The sequence below is a fragment of the Janthinobacterium sp. GW823-FHT03B06 genome (assembly GCF_058796955.1).
Genome location: NZ_JBXAJE010000008.1, coordinates 1 through 16,767, shown reverse-complemented (window position 1 = coordinate 16,767; position 16,767 = coordinate 1). Strand labels below are relative to the sequence as shown.

Genomic DNA, 16,767 nt, shown 5'->3' with positions numbered 1-16,767 from the left:
TATGACGCACATTGCCTTCCCCAAATTGCTCTCTTCCCAGATTGCATTCGATATCGCGCGCACCATCCGCGACGGCTTTGACAAGCATTACCGCCTGTTCCGCGCAACGAGCCAGCAAGCCAAGCGGTATTTCGAGCAAGGCGCCTGGAGCGCGGCACAGACGGCGGCCCGCGAACGCATCGACTTTTATGACAAGCGCGTGCAGGAATGCGTGCAGATGCTTGAAGATGAGTACGAAGAGTCGGAGTTGAGCGACGAAGTGTGGCGAGAACTCAAGCTGCACTACATCGGCATGCTGACGGAACACAAGCAGCCGGAACTGGCGGAAACCTTCTTCAATTCCGTCTGCTGCAACATCCTGCACCGCACGTATTTCAATAACGACTATATTTTCGTGCGCCCCGTCGTTTCCACGGAATACATCGAAACGCAAGACCCCGCACCCACCTACCGCGTGTATTACCCGGGCCAGGACGGCTTGCGCGATACCCTGACGCGCATGGTGAACAACTTCCAGCTGGACTGCGCATTTGCCAACCTGGAGCGCGACGTGGCCCAGGTTGAAGCGCGCCTGCAGCAGCTGTTCGGCAGCGACCGGCTGGAGCCGAACCACCAGCTCCAGGTCCTGACCAGTTTGTTCTACCGCAACAAGGGCGCCTACCTGGTCGGCAAGGCCATCAACGGCAACCGCGAATACCCGTTCGTCGTGCCCATCCTGCACAACCGCCACGGCAAGCTGGTGCTCGATACGGTGCTGTTCGAGCAGCAGCAGATCGCCGTGCTGTTTTCGTTTACGCGCGCGTATTTCCTGGTGGATATGGAAGTACCGTCCGCCTACGTACAATTTCTCCGAAGTTTGCTCCCGCGCAAGCCTCGCAGTGAGATTTATACGATACTGGGCTTGCAAAAGCAGGGCAAGACCTTGTTTTACCGCGACTACCTGCAGCATTTAAAACACTCGTCGGACCACTTCGAGAGCGCCCCCGGCATTCGCGGCCTGGTGATGCTGGTATTTGCCCTGCCGTCGTTTCCGTATGTCTTCAAGGTGATCAAGGATTTCTTTCCTCCTCCCAAGGAAACCACGCGCGCGCAAGTCCAGCAAAAGTATTTGCTGGTGAAACACCACGACCGCGTGGGCCGCATGGCCGACACGCTCGAGTATTCCAGCGTGGCTTTTCCCCGCGCCCGCTTTGCCGCGGAACTGCTGGCCGAGCTGAAGCAGTTCGCCCCCTCGCTGATCGAAGAAGAGCACGGGCAGATCATCATCCGCCACCTGTACATCGAACGGCGCATGGTGCCGCTGAACATGTGGCTGAGCAATGCCGAGAAGGAAGGCCGCGATGACCTGGTGGAACACGCCATCGTCGAGTATGGCAACGCCATCAAGGAACTGGTGGCGGCAAATATTTTTCCTGGCGACATGCTGTATAAAAACTTTGGCGTGACCCGTCATCAGCGTGTCGTTTTTTACGATTACGATGAAATCGAGTACATCACCGATTGCCAGTTCCGCGTCATCCCGCAAGCCCGCACGGAGGAGGAAGAAATGTCGGCCGAACCGTGGTATCCCATCGGCAAGCACGATGTGTTTCCCGAACAATTCGGCACCTTCCTGCTGGGCAATCCACGCATCCGTAAATATTTCATGCAGCACCATGCCGACCTGCTGACGGCCGCCTACTGGCAGGCGCGCAAGCAGCGCATCGAAGACGGCCATATCGAGGACGTCTTCCCATATCCGCAGCACCTGCGTTTTTGTATGCAGTCACCTTCCCACCCATCAACCGGAGATCCAACATGAATGATCCAGTCGTAATCGTCGGTGCCGCGCGCACCCCCATGGGCGCCTTCCAGGGCGACTTTGCCAACGTCACCGCCAGCGACCTGGGCGCCGTGGCCATCCGCGCCGCCGTCGAACGGGCCGGCGTGGCGCCGGATGCCGTCGAGCACGTGTTTTTCGGCAATTGCCTGATGGCTGGCCAGGGCCAGGCGCCCGCGCGCCAGGCCTTGCGCAAGGCAGGCTTGCCCGATTCCACGGGCGCCGTGACCCTGTCGAAGATGTGCGGCTCGGCCATGCAGACGACCATGTTCGCGCACGACACCTTGCTCGCCGGCAGCGCCGACGTGGTGGTGGCGGGCGGCATGGAATCGATGACCAACGCCCCCTACCTGGTGCCGAAGGCGCGCGGCGGCTACCGCATCGGCCACGGCATGATCTATGACCACATGATGATGGATGGCCTGGAAGACGCCTACAGCCGCGATGAAAAGGGCAATGCCCGCTCGATGGGCACGTTTGCCGAAGAGTGCGCCAGCCAGTACCAGTTCACGCGCGAAGCGCAGGACGCGTTTGCCATCGAATCCGTGAAACGCGCGCAGGCCGCTACCAAAGATGGCAGTTTCGAATGGGAAATCGTGCCAGTCACCGTTTCCGGCCGCGGCGGCGACACCGTCGTCAGCATCGATGAAGGCCCGCAAAAAGCCCGCCTGGAAAAAATCCCGACCTTGAAGGCGGCGTTCAAGAAGGATGGCACCATCACGGCCGCCTCGTCGTCGTCGATCAACGATGGCGCGGCAGCCCTGGTGCTGATGCGCGAATCGACGGCGAAAAAACTGGGCTGCACCGTCATCGCGAAAATCCACGGCCACGCCACGCATGCGCAGGCGCCGAACGAGTTCACCACGGCCCCCATCGGCGCCGTCAAGAAACTCTACGCCAAGACGGGCTGGAGCAGCAGCAATGTGGACTTGTTCGAGATCAATGAAGCGTTCGCCGCCGTGCCCATGGCCGCCATGCACGACCTCGACATTCCACACAGCAAGATCAACATCCACGGCGGCGCCTGCGCGCTGGGCCACCCGATCGGCGCCTCGGGCGCGCGCATCATCGTCACCCTGCTGGGCGCCCTGAAAAAAACCGGCGGCAAGCGCGGCGTGGCGGCCCTGTGCATCGGCGGCGGCGAAGCGACGGCAATGGCGATCGAACTGGTATAAGCTGTTCCTGAGCACGGGCGCGCACCGCGGTTCACGGTGCACGCCTTTCATTTTATTTTCAGGGAGAAAACATATGCCAACCGCATTGATCATCGGCGCCTCGCGCGGCATCGGCCACGAAATCGTCCGTCAATACCGCCACGATGGCTGGCGTGTGATCGCCACGGCGCGCACGCCGGACGCTTGCGAGGCCCTCAAGCAACTGGGTGCGGAAGCGCACCAGCTCGACGTGACGGATGTGGAAGGCTGTGCCGGCCTGGGCTGGAAGCTCGACGATGAAAAGCTCGACGTGGCCATCCTCAACGCGGGCGTGTACGGCCCCCGCCACGACGGGTTTCCTGCGCAAGCCGATTTTGACCTCGTCATGCACACCAACGTGCTGGCGGCCATGCGGCTGCTGCCGATATTGGCGCCGCTGGTGGCTAACGCCAAGGGCAAGCTGGCCGTGCTGTCCTCGCACATGGGCTCCCTGAGCGAGCGGGGCAACCCCAGCGGTTCGCTGTACCGCGCCAGCAAGGCCGCCTTGAATTCCGTGCTGATCGACACGTCCCTCGTGCATGGCCCGCAAGGCGTCAGCTGCGTCGCTTTCCACCCGGGCTGGGTACGCACGGACATGGGCGGCGCCGGCGCCGATATTTCACCGGAAGAAAGTGCTGCGGGCATCCGCGCCACCCTGGCCAGCCTGCCGGCCACGGACAAGGCCGTATTCCGCAACTACGACGGCAAGCCCATCGGCTGGTAATTCCCCACACACCATAAAAACAAACGAGACGACGTCCCATGATACTCAATGAAGAACAGACCATGATCCAGGAAGCGCTGCGCAGTTTCGCGCGCGAGCGCCTGGCGCCCAATGCGGCCCGCTGGGACAAGGAACATCATTTCCCGAAAGAAGAATTGCAGGAACTGGCCGCGCTGGGCGCCTTTGGCGTGGCCGTGCCGGAAGCGCTCGGTGGCGCCGGCCTCGACTATGTGTCGCTGGCCCTGGTGCTGGAAGAAATCGCCGCCGGCGATGGCGGCACGTCGACCATCATTTCCGTGAATAATTGCCCCGTGTGCAGCATCGCCATGATGTATGCCAATGATGCGCAAAAGGAACAGTGGTTGCGTCCGCTGGCGCAAGGCACGATGCTCGGTGCATTTTGCCTGACGGAACCGCATACGGGCAGCGACGCCTCCGCCCTGCGCACCACGGCCACCCGCGATGGCAATGCATACGTCATCAACGGCACGAAACAGTTCATTACCAGCGGCAAGTATGCGGACGTGGCCATCGTCATGGCCGTCACCGACAAGGCGGCCGGCAAGCGCGGCATCAGCGCCTTCTGGGTGCCGACGAACACGCCCGGCTACATCGTGGCGGGACTGGAACAGAAGATGGGCCAGCATTCGTCGGACACGGCGCAAATCCTGTTCGAGAACTGCCGCATCCCCGCGGAAAATTTAATAGGCGAAGAGGGCCAAGGCTACAAGATCGCCCTGTCCGGCTTGGAAGGCGGACGCATCGGCATCGCTTCGCAAGCCGTGGGCATGGCGCGCGCCGCGTATGAAGCGGCCCTGCAGTACGCACGCGAGCGGGAAAGCTTCGGCAAACCCATCTATGAACACCAGGCCGTGCAATTCCGCCTGGCCGACATGGCCACGCAGATCGAGGCGGCACGCCAGCTGATCCGCCACGCGGCGGCCATGAAGGATGCGGGCTTGCCCTGCCTGAAGGAAGCGGCGATGGCCAAGCTGTTCGCGTCGGAAATGGCGGAAAAAGTGTGCTCGGACGCCATCCAGGTGCACGGCGGCTACGGTTATGTGTCCGATTTCCCCGTCGAGCGCATCTACCGCGACGTACGCGTATGCCAGATTTACGAGGGCACGAGCGATATTCAGAAGATTTTGATTGCGCGGGCGTTGTAAACCCCAGGCAAAAGCTGGGGTCAGACCCCCATATGCGTTGGCGCGGAGCTTTGCGTTAGCGTTGTTGTGGGTCTGACCCCATACGCCAACGATGGACGAAAAAAAGCCCGCTAAAACGCGGGCTTGTTCCAATGTATTACCAATGCTTTAATCGTGTCATGGACGCCAGTGCTATCTGCAAAGTGCCTCCTGATTTTCGGACTCCCATGCTATCTGCATGGTGACTCCAAGTGTAAAATCGACCATCGTATCCGGAATTACAAAATCCATTTCTTCGCACTGTCACGCCATCGACATTACACCTGTCGGTCGCCGCGCTGAAACTGGATGGTGAGATAATTTGCTGCCAAATCTCAATCACTGAACGGAGTATAGCACAGCTTTTTGTGCAATGCAACAATGAATTGAAGCCATACGTTAAATCAAGTCCTTAGCGCCAGCGGCTTGTCTTCTTCGCCGCCACGGGCCACTCTTTCGTACTCGGAAATCACTTGCGCGCCCAGCAGCAGCAGGGTGGCGCCGATTTCCAGGCTGAACATGACGACGATGGCCGTCGTCATCGAGCCGTACACGACATTGACCTGCGACAAGGTGGAAAAATACCAGACCAGCACGTGGCGGGCAATTTCCCACAGCAGGGCCGCCGTCACGCCGCCGATCAGCGCATGCGTGATCGACAATCTTCCCACCGGCATGACCAGGTAGATCGAGCTGAGCACGAGGATTTCGCCGCCCAGCCCCAGCAGATACAGCAGCACGCCGGACACCCCTTCCAGGCCCCAGTCGTGGCGCAAAAAGCGCACGCTTTCCTCGCCCATCACCTGCAGGCTGCCCGCCACCAGCGTGATGAGCAAGATCCCCACGCCCAGGCACAGGATGTAGCAGTACGGCAGCACGGCGGAAATAAGAAAATGGCGGCGGCGGATGGCGACGCGGTGAACAAAAATCACGCTCATGGCGTTTTCCAGCACGGTAAACGCCAGCGAGCTGAAAAAGAGCATGGTCAGCAGCAGCAGCCAGCCGATCACGCCCCGGTTATTGAGGAAATGCGCGATCTCGCCCACGATGGCCTTCGATTGCCCCGGCACCAGCCATTCCAGGTAATGGCCGATTGTTTGCAGCAATTCATCCTGCGCGATCACGTGCGACAGTGCCACCACCACCAGCATCAGCAAGGGCACGATGGACAGCAGCGAGTAATACGCGACGGCGCCCGCCAGCAGCAAGCCCTGGTTGGCGCGGAAACCCTTGAGCACCTGCAGCGCGAAGGCCAGCGGGTGGCTGAGGATGTAGGTACTGGCGTGGCGGTTGATCATGGCGGAAACGGTGTAGAAGGCGGCGCGGCCTCGTGCCACGCCTTATCACACTAGCATACTGACAATCGCCCCGCTGCACCGTACGCTAGCAGACGGCCGGCTCCAGCAGGGTCAAGGTTTGCCGGTCCGCATCCAGGGTGGCCAATATGCCCATCGGTAGCGTGAACTGGTGGCGGATGTGGCCAAACGAGTAGCCGCTGACTGCCGGCACGCGCAAGGGCAGCAAATGCTGGTCCAGGGTGGCATCGAGGGTCAGCGCCGTATCGCCCTCGGCCGCCTCACAATGTTCGAAAATGCCCAGCATCAAGGCCGCCGCGTGCTTGAAACCGACGGACAGGTCGAGCTGGCATAGCATGCGGTCGATGCGGTACGGCACTTCATTGATTTCTTCAAGGAACAAAATATGCTCGCGGAAATCAGCCGCATACGGCGTGCCGGCCAGCGCGCTGACCATGCACAGATTGCCGCCCGTCAAGCGCCCCGTCGCTTGGCCGCCGTGCACGGTGCGGATGGCGAAGTTCGGCTGCGTCTGCGCGCGGCGGTGGTTGTCCAGCGCCATCGGGATCGTATAGCTGTCTTGCGGCGTCATCAGCACATTGCGCAGCTGCGTCACCGTGTAGTCGGAAAACGTGGACGAGGCCACGGGGCCATGGAAAGTCACCAGCCCCGTCTGGCTGGCGATGGCCAGATGCAGGGCCGTGATGTCGGAGTAGCCGATCAGCACTTTCGGGTTACGGCGGAGCAAGGCGTAGTCGAGCAGCGCCAGCAGCGAAATGCAGCCGGAGCCGCCACGGATGGCCCACACCGCCTTGACTTCCGGGTCGCGGAACGCCGCGTGCAAATCGTCGAGGCGCTGCTGCACCGTGCCCGCGTAGTTGCCGTGCACGGCGCGGATGTTGGCGCCCAGACTGGCGCGCAGTCCCAGCGATTCGATGTTGCGCTGGGCCTTGGCGATGGATTCCTCATCCGTAAAACCGCCCGGTGCGATGATGGCCACCAGGTCGCCGTCGCGCAGGCGCGCCGGTTTGATCAATGCGTGTGGCTGTTGCATGCGTTTGCCCTTCCCTTGCGCGGCCGCCGCCCATGTCGTTGTGCCTGCCGCCCCGACGGTGGCGGCCAGCAAGCCGCCGAAGCGGCGCCGGCTGAGATTGGTCTGACTGGACATGCGACCCTTTCCTGAAATAAAAACGGCGACGCCAGGCGCCGCCGCACGAGGTTAGCATGCCGACGGGATCGCCGCCGGCATGACCGCCTTACATGAACTTGTACTTCAGCTGGAACGACAGCGAGCGGCCGCGCGGGTCGGCCACGCGCGGGTCCCAGCCGGCGCCCACCACTTCATCCACGTTGTGCGCGGTGAATGGGGGATCGCGGTCGAACAAGTTCTGGATGCCCACGGTGATGGTGGTATTTTTGAAGCCCGTGTACGTGCCCGACAGGTTATACGTGGTGTAGCTGGAGACGTCCGGCTTGAAGCCCGGCGGCGGCGACCCCTTGCCGCCATTCGGCAGCTGGTCCTTGTAGCCCGACGAAAAACTCTGCACCAGCAAGCCGCTCCAGTCGCCGCGCGACACGCCAAAGCTGGCGTTATGTTTCCAGCGCAAGTACAGATCGCGCGTATAGAACTTGCCGACCAGCTCCTGGTATTCCTGGCCTTGATATTCCGCAAACTTGAAGCTGTCCATATACGTGCCGTCCAGGGTCGCCGTCCATTTCGCGTCCCGGATCTTGCCTTCGCCGCGCAAGCCCACGTCCAGGCCGCGCACGCGGCTGCCTGCCGCATTGATCCAGCCCGCCTGCACGTATTCGATGGTGCCGTCCGGATTGCGGTGGATGTACTGGTTCAGCGCCTGGTAGTTGGCCAGCACGATTTGCGGCGTGCGGTTCAGGATGCGGTCCTTGGTATTGATGGCCCAGTAGTCGAACGAGGCCGAATATCCCTTGAATGGCTCGATGACAAAACCGACGCTGCCCTGCTTCGACGTTTCCGGCTTCAAATTCGTGTTGCCGCCCGTCTTGTAGTCGAGGCGGTCGATGGCGCAGTACTCGGGCACGCCCGGATGCTTGGCGCAGCCTTCCTGGTCGACCACGCCGTTCGGCAATTCCTGGCTCAGCGAACCGGAATACAGCTGCTGGAAGCTCGGTGCGAGGAAACCCTTGCTGGCCGAACCGCGGAACAGCAGGAAATCCGCCGGCTGGTAGCGGAAAGCCACTTTCGGATTCGTCGTCGCGCCCACCAAGCTGTAATCGTCGCGGCGGATGGCGAGCTGCATTTCCAGGTCTTTCATGACCGGCACCAGCAGCTCCGCATACACGGCCTTGACGGTACGGCTGGCATCTTTGAGTGCGGCATTGCCTGGCGACAGCAAAATCTGCGTGGCATCGACGTCTTGCGCGAAACTGTAACCTTCGCGGCGCAAGTCGAAGCCGGCCGCCATGGCCAGCGCACCGGCCGGCAGCTGGAACAGCTCGCCCGAAACGGAACCGTCGATCTGCGTCAGGGTCGTCTTGCCGTGCTGGAAGTCGCCACGGAACTTGGTCGATTCGATCAATTGCCTGGCCGCTTCCGTCTGGCTCTGACCGGCGCCTACCCACGGATTGATGATGCCCGTCGCTAGGGCTGCGTACAGCTTGTCAGTGTAGGAATAGCCATCCGTCAGCTTGGTCTTGGTGCTGCTTTCGGCGCGCGAAATGCCGGCCTTGTAATCCCACTTGCCGAAGTTGCCTTCAAAGCCCACCAGCACGCGGGCATTGTCGGTGGTGTTTTCCTGCGTGCGGTTGCCTACGTCATTGGCGCGCCATTTGTAGGAAATCGGCTTGCTCTTGTCGAACGTGGGGATGTAGGCCGACAGATCCTGGTAGTAAGCACCGCCGACCGGATACAGATTCTTGTTGGCGACGGTCGCCTGCACCTGCATCGGCGTCAGGATGGCCGTGGCCTTGGTGCGCGAACCGAGCACTTCGACAAACATGCGGTGGTCGGGCGCCAGCTGGAAGGTGCCGCGCGACAGCAGATTGGCCCGTTCAACAGGGAATTGCAGCACATAGTCGGCGCCATAGTCGTAGGCGCACGAATACCTGGTGCGCAGCGGCGAGGTCACGTCTTTCCACAGTTCCGTCTGGTATTGCGACATGCCGGGAATCGTGTCGCACTTGCCCTGGAAGCTCAGCGGATTGGCTTGCAGGTATTTATTCGCATCGCCCGGCAGCTGGAACGACGTGCCAAGTGCCGTGCCGGTCCCCGCCATCTGGTTGGCGAACGGCGTGCCCGTGGTATCGGGCGACAGGCCGCGTTCCGGCTGGTAGCCGTTGACGAAGGAGCGGTCACGGCCATTGAGCTGTTGCGCTTTATCAACGGTCAGGCTGGCCATGATGTTGTAGCGGTCCGACTCCAGCGAACCCGTGCCTGCCAGCAGGGAAGCGCGGCGCGTGGCGCCGCCGCCTGCCTGCGTGTCATTCGTGGAAACGGAGGCTTCCACGCCGCTGTAATTGGTCTTCAGAATGAAATTGATCACGCCGCCGATGGCATCCGTGCCGTAGATGGCCGAGGCGCCGTCCTTGAGGATTTCCACGCGAGAAATCGCGCCCAGCGGTATCGAGTTCAGGTCGACCGACTTGCCGCTGGCGCCATGCGTGGCGATGCGGCGGCCGTTCAAGAGCACCAGAGTGCTCGATGGACCCAGGCCGCGAAGCGAGGCGAACGACGCGCCGCCGCTGACCCTGTCGGCATCGGCGCCAAACACGTTATTGCCCGAAGTCATGTTATCGGCGCCCGTGCCGTTGGCCGACAGGGTGCGCACCAGTTGCTCAGTCGTCGTAATGCCCTGCTTTTCGATCTGGTCAAAGGAGATGACTTGCACCGGCAGCGCGCCTTCCTTAGCCACCCGCTTGATGCTGCTGCCCGTCACTTCGACCCGTTGCATCGCTGGCGCCGCCGCTTCCTGTGCCATCACCGGCCCCACCACCCCCATCAATGCCACCAACTGCGCTAGTTTCTTCAATTTCACTGGTCTCTCCTTGTTGGGCAATCGAAACTTGAGTTCTCAAGTCAGGCTGTTTTGTAAGGTCGCGGCGTCTGTCTCGCGGTACATTTTTTTATGACGCCAGCGCTTTACTTTATTTGTTTTCATTTTCAGAGTAGCGCGATGCATCCGGGCCCAGCCAATGAAAAATGCTTTCCTAACCATAACTTTTTGGAATGAATGCCCTTTTCAGTGACGTGGTCACTTGCCTGCGGGGCTAGCCCTGCTTTTATCCACGTCCAGGTAGCGCCAGGACGTGAATTCCACGGGGTGACGCCCGTAGTTTTTTAGCCACGGTTGCTGCAGGTCGGCAGAGATGGGATGCGTCAGCAACACCCACGGCGTGTAGGCGTGGATCAGCTGAAACAGGTCGAAGTACAGACTGCGTCGGCGCGGCGTATCGGATAGCAGGCGCGCCTCCTCATAGCGTTTATTGTAATCGGGCAAGTTGAAGCGGGCATAGTTGGCGCGGCCGACGTTGCCGCCATACAACAATTGCATAAAGTTATCGCCATCGGGGAAGTCCGCGATCCAGTTGGTCTCGAACATCTGCACCTTGCCCAGGCGCGAGGCCTTGATGATTTCCGTCTTCTTGTCGCTTTTAAATTCCACGCGCAGGCCGATGGCGTTCAGGTTGCGCCGCCACAATTCATCGCGCAGCCGCCCCACCGTGCTCGGCTCCGTATGCATGGTCAACATCAAGGGCGTGCCGTCCGGCTGCGTGCGAAAGCCGTCGGGCCCCGCCTTGTAGCCGAAGCGCTCCAGCAGGGCGCGCGCCAGCGCCGGATCGTAGCCGACGGGGCTGCGGTAATCCTTGTCGTAACCGAGCACGTTGGGCGGCAGCGGCGACTGCGCCGGCAAGGCCAGGCTTTTCTTTAATAACGCGATGTCTTCGCGGCTGTTGTAGCTGAGGGCGATGGCGCGCCGCAGGGCCAGCTTGTCCTTGCTCATGCCGCCCAGCACGGGATCGTCCATATTCATCCACATGTAATACGTCTGCAGCACGGGAAAGCGCGTCAGCTGCAAGCCCTTGGCGGCCAACGCCGGTTTCAGCGCGCCGTTTTCCAGCACCATGTCCGTCATCGATTCCGGCACTTGTTCCAGGTAATCGAATTCGCCTTTCAGGAATCCCAGCATGCGCGATTGATATTCCTCAACGATCCGCACCTCGATGCGTTCGACCAGCGGTAATTGCCTGCCTTCCAGCGCCGTGGCGATGGCGCGCGCGTCGGCCGGCAAGGCGGCCAGCGCAGTGGTTTCCGTATGGAACACGGTGGGGCGGAAAGTCGGGTTGGCTTGGAGCACGATCTTGTCGCTGCGCTTCCATTCCTTCACCAGGAACGGTCCCGTGCCCACGGGATGGTTGCCGATCTGCCCTGCCGCCGGGTACGCTTCAGCCACTTCGCGCGCCACCACGGCGGTCGCCGGCATGGCCAGGTAAAACAGGAAGTTCGGGTCGATGGCGTTGAGGCGGATGCGCAAGGTGTATTTGTCCAGCGCCTGCAAGCCGGCGATCGGCGTGTCGTAGCTGAATTTGGCTTTCAGGGCCGCGTCGCCGACTAGCTTGTCTTCCAGCAAGAACAGCCACGGCGACTTCAGGCTGGGGTCATACAGCCGCGTCAGGCTGTACACATAATCCTGCGCCGTCACTTCGCGCGGCTGGCCCTTGAAAGCGGGATCGGGGGTGAAGAAAATACCCGGCTGCAAGTGAAAGGTATACATGCGGCCGCCGTCTTCCACGGTCGGCAAGCCGCGCGCCGTATTGCCCTGCAGCTGTACCGGGCGCGCCAGGTAGTCGTAGCGCAGCAAGGGGTCAAAAATGTTTTCCATCAAATTCAGGCTGGCCAGGTCGGATGCCACGGCCGGGTCCAGGCCCGTCTCGCTGGTGCTCAAAAACAAGTGCAGGGTCTTGTTCGCGCGGGCATCGGTGGCGGCCTCGGCGGGCGCGGTAAACAGCGTCAACAGGGCCAGGCCGGCGGCGCAGGCGGTTTTGCGTAAAAACATCATCAGTGATCCAGTGCAGACAAGGGTAAGGAACAGCGGTAAGCAACAGGCATCCCCCACACTACGCGGGCAAGCTACGGGGCGCCAATGAAAACAGGCTGCCAGCTTATAACTTTTTGGCATGCGATTGCTGCATTCTTTCATCAACTCGTATCGGGCTGCCTCTATACTTTGCTTGCAGCACCTTTTCACCTCCCCGAAATACAGAACTGATCGCATATGGCACTTAATTACATCTGGTCCGGCTTTTTCCTCGTTGGCTTCCTGGCCGCAGTGCTGCAGTGGCTGTTTCTCGGCGATACCGATATCTTCAAGCGCATCATCGACGGCACGTTCGAAACGGCGCGCATGGGCGTGATGGATATCGCCCTGCCGCTGGCGGGCGTGATGACCTTGTGGCTCGGCATCATGAACATCGGTGAAAAGGCGGGCATCGTCGGCTGGCTGGCAAAAGTCATCGCGCCGTTCTTTTCGCGCATCTTCCCGGAAATTCCGAAAGACCATCCGGCCACGGGCCACATGGTGATGAATTTCTCGGCCAACCTGCTGGGCCTGGACAATGCGGCCACGCCGTTCGGCTTGAAGGCCATGGAAAGCCTGCAAACCTTGAACCCGAACAAGGAAGAGGCGACGAATGCGCAAATCATGTTTCTGGTGCTGCACACCTCGGGCCTGACCCTGATTCCGCTGGCCATCATGGCGCAGCGCTCGATTCTCGGCGCGGCCGATCCATCCGATATCTTTATCCCCTGCATGATCGCCACCTATGTCGCCACCATGGTCGGCATCATCACGGTCTCCATCAAGCAGCGCATCAACTTGCTGAACCGCGTCGTGCTGGGCTGGATGGGCGGCATGACGAGCGCCATCGTCGCCATGATCTGGTATTTCACGCAATACCTGACGAAGCAGGAAATCGAGCTGGTCTCGAAAGTGGTCAGCAACCTGGTGTTGATCAGCGTCATCGCCATTTTCATCATCGGCGCCCTGCGCAAGAAGGTGAACGTGTATGACGCCTTCATCGAAGGGGCGAAAGGCGGCATTCAGACCTCGATCACCGTGATTCCCTATTTGGTCGGCATGCTGGTGGCCATCAGCGTCATCCGCAACGCGGGCGTGTTCAATTTCCTGATGAGCGGCATGAACTGGTTCTTCGCCAACCTGGGCATCAATACGGATTTCGTGCCCGCCCTGCCGACGGCCATGATGAAGCCGCTCAGCGGCTCCGGCTCGAAAGCCATGATGATCGACGCCATGAACACCTATGGCGTCGACTCCTTCGTCGGCCGCCTGGCCTGCGTCTTCCAGGGCTCGGCCGACACCACCTTCTATATCGTGGCCCTGTACTTCGGCTCGGTGGGCATCCGCAAGACGCGCTATGCGATCACTGCCGGCCTGATCGCCGATCTGGCCGGCGTGGTCACCGCCGTGTTCGTCGCCTATGTCTTTTTCCATTAAGGAGCGCCATGTTTCGTCCCATCCTCATCGCCGCCTTGCTGGCTGGCATCGGCTTGTCGAATGCACAGGCGCAATTGCCCGAATCCGTCAGCCTGCTGTTGCGCAGCGCGAATATCCCCGAAGACGCCATGGGCGCCATCGTCTTGCGCGGCAACACCACCGTGCTGTCGCATGGAGCCGAGCGCAGCATGCAGCCCGCGTCCACCATGAAGCTGGTGACGACGGCCGTGGGCCTGGAACAATTAGGCCCCATCTTCCGCGGCCGCACGGAGCTACGCACCAGCGCCGACGTCATCAATGGCGTGCTGAAGGGCGACCTGATCCTGCGCGGCGGCGCCGACACGGATTTCAACGGGGACGTGCTGGCGCACATGCTGCAAACCCTGCGCAACCAGGGCATCGTGAAAATCAAGGGCGACCTGATCCTGGACCGCCAGCTGTTCCAGCCGGCCCGGCCCGACATCGGCGCGCCGCCGTTCGACGAGTCGGCCGAGTTCCGCTACAACGTCATCCCCGATGCCTTGTTATTGAACACCAATTTGCTCGATATCAATATGAACTCGACGGACCGGCAATTGAGCATCCTGATGCAGCCGGCGCTGGAGAACGTCAGCATCACGAGCGACATGAAACTGGTCAAGGGCAGTTGCGCGCGATGGGAAGACGGCTGGCGTCCGCCAGAATACCGGCGCGATGCCAACGGCAAACTGCAAGTGATACTGCACGGTACTTTCCCGCAAAATTGCAGCAAGGCCACCAGCATCAATGTGCTTGATCGCAACGATTATGCGGACCGCTTGTTCCGTGCCACCTGGAAACGCCTGGGCGGCACGATCACGGGCACGGTGCGCGAAGCGCCGTTGACGGGCTTGCCGCCGACGGCCGAACCGGTCGGCACGCGCATGCTGGCCGACCACGTGGCGCGCGCCCTGCCGGAAGTTTTGCGCGATATCAACAAGACCTCCGACAACACCCTGGCCCGCACCCTGTTCCTCAGCTTGGGCAGCTTGCAAAGCGATGGCTGGCTAGGCAGCCGCCCCGTCGCCATGGCTGCGCCGGAAGACACGGCCAGCCGGGCGCGGCAAGTGATCCAGGAATGGTTTCAGCGGCACAATATCGATACCCAGGGCATGCTGGTCGACAACGGTTCCGGCTTGTCGCGCACGGGACGCATTGCGCCAGCGCAAATGGCCGGCGTGCTGCAGGCGATGCAGCAAAGCCCGTGGGCGCCCGAGTTCCAATCCAGCCTGCCCATCGTGGCGCTGGACGGCACCATGCGCAAGCGCCTGCTGAACAGCCCGGCCGCCGCGCGGGCCCGCATCAAGACGGGGACATTAAAGAATGTGGTGGCCATCGCCGGTTACGTGCCCGATGCGAATAATCAACAGTGCGTGGTGGTCGCCATGATCAATAGCGACTTGGTGGGCAATGGCAATGGCCGCGCCGCCGTCGATGCGCTGATCGAGTGGGTGGCCAGGAGCGGCGCCGTGCCGGTGGTGGCCGGCCAATAAGGCCGGTAGCGGCCTAGCGTGGTGCGCTGGCAAACGCCAGGCGCAGCACATACGCGGCGACAGCGCCGATTAGCAGGATCGTCACCAGCGACGCTTCCACACCGAAGGCGCCGCCCGTCAGCATGGCATTGCCCGCCAGTTCGCCGCGCAGCAGGCCGTCCGTGGCCGCGTGGCCCGATACCGTCGAGGAAAACACTTGGCTGACACAGTAATTCCAGCCGACATGCGTGCCGATGCACACCCACAGGCGGCGCGTCCGCATGTACAGTGCGGCCTGCAGCACACCATAGGCGACAATCGCGGCGATGGCCAGCAGCGAAAAACCGGCATTGGGCAAATGGGCCAGGGCGAACACCAGCGATGAAATCACGATGGCGGCCTTGCTGCCCAGCGCACGTGCCGTCACGCCGAACAGGATGCCACGAAACATCATCTCCTCGGCCATGCCGACCAGCACGAGTTCCGCCAGCGGCAGCAGCAACATGAAGCTCGGGGCGTTGACGCCGCTAAACTGATATACGCTCAGCGCTGCCAGCACGACAAAGGTGAGAAAGACCAGTCCGGCGCCGAGCAGCAATCCGCGTCCCAGTTCACGCGCCATGCCCGGCATTGCCAATTCGGCCGGCCGGCGCTTTTCAATGCACCGCACATAAAAACGGTAGCCGCACCACACCAGCAGCGCCGCCAGCAACTGCGGCCACAGGATGCGGTAGGGCTTTTCCACCAGTTGGGAAGCGGTGCCCATTACCAGCGGTATCCCGGCAAAGGTAAGGACCATGCCCAGCACAATCTGCACCAGGGGATAGGCCATCAGGCGGGCCAGAGGGGATTTTTTTGTTGCCATGCTCAGGGTATTGTCCATCGTCGCTTTCCTCAGACAGTTTTCAGGGCGTTGTTTTTAGCTGCTTGCTTGTATCGCGGATGCGCTCGCCAAATGAGCGCTGTTCCAGCATCGTGATGGCTTGCGCCAGGCATGTGGATAAAGGAAATGCCAATTCCGCATCCAGGCTATCGGCAGCACACTTGGTCGCCTGCCAGCAAGTCTGCAAATGGGGCAGCAAGGCCTCGCCCTGGCTGCTCAGGCGTACCACACGCTGGCGGCCATCCTCGCCACCGGCTGCCACCAGCAGCAAGCCTTCCTTTTTCATCAATGCCACCGTTTGCGTGACGGCTGGCTGCGTGATGCCCGCCAGCTCGGCCAACTGGCCGATGGTCGCGCTCTGCTGTTGCGCCAGCACCCGCATCACGGGCGTGTAGCGCGGCCGGTAATCGAGACCCGCGTCCGCGTAGGCTTGCTGGACGGCGCCGTCCAGCAGTTCGATCAGGTGGCGTAGTTGTGTTCCGAGTCCTTGTTTCATGTAGCGATAGTAACAGCATTTACATAAGCACTTATATAAATGCTGAAAGCTGTTGCATTTTATGCACAAAGTAGCAGGGGTAGCTGAAAAGAGGAGGAGTGGCGAGGAATCGTCAGACGAAAAAAACCCCACCGGAATCCGGCGGGGTTTTTCTCTTACTGCGAATAACAAGCCTGACGATAACCTACTTTCACAC

12 protein-coding genes are annotated in these 16,767 nt (G+C 61.1%); 6 read left to right on the top strand and 6 right to left on the bottom strand.

The genetic code is table 11. The features are described from left to right. Position 1 precedes the first annotated feature (1 nt). The 4 genes from aceK (at position 2) to AC1RBA_RS22940 (ending at position 4,902) form a co-directional block, all read left to right on the top strand. Positions 2-1,801, top strand: coding sequence for a bifunctional isocitrate dehydrogenase kinase/phosphatase (aceK, locus tag AC1RBA_RS22955; protein ID WP_492419910.1), 1,800 nt, complete (start codon positions 2-4; stop codon positions 1,799-1,801). Continuing rightward, complete coding sequence (locus tag AC1RBA_RS22950) at positions 1,798-2,994, top strand: acetyl-CoA C-acyltransferase (protein ID WP_070221734.1); 1,197 nt, start codon at positions 1,798-1,800, stop codon at positions 2,992-2,994. The genes aceK and AC1RBA_RS22950 overlap by 4 nt, the downstream gene beginning before the upstream one ends. Positions 2,995-3,067: 73 nt before the next feature. Beyond that, the gene (locus AC1RBA_RS22945) at positions 3,068-3,736 is read left to right on the top strand and encodes an SDR family oxidoreductase (RefSeq protein WP_070313415.1); all 669 of its coding nucleotides are present in this window, start codon (positions 3,068-3,070) and stop codon (positions 3,734-3,736) included. 38 nt (positions 3,737-3,774) lie between these two features. Beyond that, complete coding sequence (locus AC1RBA_RS22940) at positions 3,775-4,902, top strand: acyl-CoA dehydrogenase family protein (RefSeq protein ID WP_492419909.1); 1,128 nt, start codon at positions 3,775-3,777, stop codon at positions 4,900-4,902. A 422-nt stretch (positions 4,903-5,324) separates the two neighbouring features. On the opposite strand, the gene AC1RBA_RS22935 is transcribed toward AC1RBA_RS22940, so the two are convergent. The 4 genes from AC1RBA_RS22935 to AC1RBA_RS22920 all read right to left on the bottom strand — a co-directional run bounded on the left by AC1RBA_RS22935 (position 5,325) and on the right by AC1RBA_RS22920 (position 12,244). Beyond that, entirely contained in the window at positions 5,325-6,218 is an 894-nt protein-coding gene (locus AC1RBA_RS22935) for a YihY/virulence factor BrkB family protein (RefSeq protein ID WP_492419984.1), read from the bottom strand. Between the two features lie 85 nt (positions 6,219-6,303). Beyond that, positions 6,304-7,383, bottom strand: coding sequence for a S66 peptidase family protein (locus AC1RBA_RS22930; RefSeq protein ID WP_492419908.1), 1,080 nt, complete (start codon positions 7,381-7,383; stop codon positions 6,304-6,306). An 88-nt stretch (positions 7,384-7,471) separates the two neighbouring features. Beyond that, positions 7,472-10,225 (bottom strand): TonB-dependent receptor, encoded by a 2,754-nt coding sequence (locus AC1RBA_RS22925; RefSeq protein WP_492419907.1) that lies wholly within the window; start codon positions 10,223-10,225, stop codon positions 7,472-7,474. 216 nt (positions 10,226-10,441) lie between these two features. Continuing rightward, the gene (locus AC1RBA_RS22920) at positions 10,442-12,244 is read right to left on the bottom strand and encodes an ABC transporter substrate-binding protein (protein WP_492419983.1); all 1,803 of its coding nucleotides are present in this window, start codon (positions 12,242-12,244) and stop codon (positions 10,442-10,444) included. 219 nt (positions 12,245-12,463) lie between these two features. On the opposite strand from AC1RBA_RS22920, the gene AC1RBA_RS22915 reads away from it, so the two are divergent. Both AC1RBA_RS22915 and dacB read left to right on the top strand, forming a co-directional pair. Further along, on the top strand, positions 12,464-13,702 hold the full coding sequence (locus AC1RBA_RS22915; protein WP_070221728.1) for a nucleoside recognition domain-containing protein: 1,239 nt from the start codon (positions 12,464-12,466) through the stop codon (positions 13,700-13,702). 8 nt (positions 13,703-13,710) lie between these two features. After that, positions 13,711-15,213 (top strand): D-alanyl-D-alanine carboxypeptidase/D-alanyl-D-alanine endopeptidase, encoded by a 1,503-nt coding sequence (gene dacB / locus AC1RBA_RS22910; RefSeq protein WP_492419906.1) that lies wholly within the window; start codon positions 13,711-13,713, stop codon positions 15,211-15,213. Positions 15,214-15,226: 13 nt separating this feature from the next. On the opposite strand, the gene AC1RBA_RS22905 is transcribed toward dacB, so the two are convergent. Beyond that, a complete protein-coding gene (locus AC1RBA_RS22905; protein WP_492419905.1) occupies positions 15,227-16,075 on the bottom strand; it encodes a CPBP family intramembrane glutamic endopeptidase in 849 nt (282 codons plus the stop codon). Positions 16,076-16,097: 22 nt separating this feature from the next. Next, positions 16,098-16,571, bottom strand: coding sequence for a MarR family winged helix-turn-helix transcriptional regulator (locus AC1RBA_RS22900; RefSeq protein WP_099411237.1), 474 nt, complete (start codon positions 16,569-16,571; stop codon positions 16,098-16,100). Positions 16,572-16,767 lie beyond the last annotated feature (196 nt).

Coding starts and splice junctions, on each gene's coding strand:
- AC1RBA_RS22915 (WP_070221728.1), top strand. CDS start 12,464: ATGGCACTTAATTACATCTGGTCCGGCTTTTTCCTCGTTGGCTTCCTG.
- AC1RBA_RS22935 (WP_492419984.1), bottom strand. CDS start 6,218: ATGATCAACCGCCACGCCAGTACCTACATCCTCAGCCACCCGCTGGCC.
- AC1RBA_RS22930 (WP_492419908.1), bottom strand. CDS start 7,383: ATGTCCAGTCAGACCAATCTCAGCCGGCGCCGCTTCGGCGGCTTGCTG.
- aceK (WP_492419910.1), top strand. CDS start 2: ATGACGCACATTGCCTTCCCCAAATTGCTCTCTTCCCAGATTGCATTC.
- AC1RBA_RS22905 (WP_492419905.1), bottom strand. CDS start 16,075: ATGGACAATACCCTGAGCATGGCAACAAAAAAATCCCCTCTGGCCCGC.
- AC1RBA_RS22900 (WP_099411237.1), bottom strand. CDS start 16,571: ATGAAACAAGGACTCGGAACACAACTACGCCACCTGATCGAACTGCTG.
- dacB (WP_492419906.1), top strand. CDS start 13,711: ATGTTTCGTCCCATCCTCATCGCCGCCTTGCTGGCTGGCATCGGCTTG.
- AC1RBA_RS22920 (WP_492419983.1), bottom strand. CDS start 12,244: ATGTTTTTACGCAAAACCGCCTGCGCCGCCGGCCTGGCCCTGTTGACG.
- AC1RBA_RS22950 (WP_070221734.1), top strand. CDS start 1,798: ATGAATGATCCAGTCGTAATCGTCGGTGCCGCGCGCACCCCCATGGGC.
- AC1RBA_RS22945 (WP_070313415.1), top strand. CDS start 3,068: ATGCCAACCGCATTGATCATCGGCGCCTCGCGCGGCATCGGCCACGAA.
- AC1RBA_RS22940 (WP_492419909.1), top strand. CDS start 3,775: ATGATACTCAATGAAGAACAGACCATGATCCAGGAAGCGCTGCGCAGT.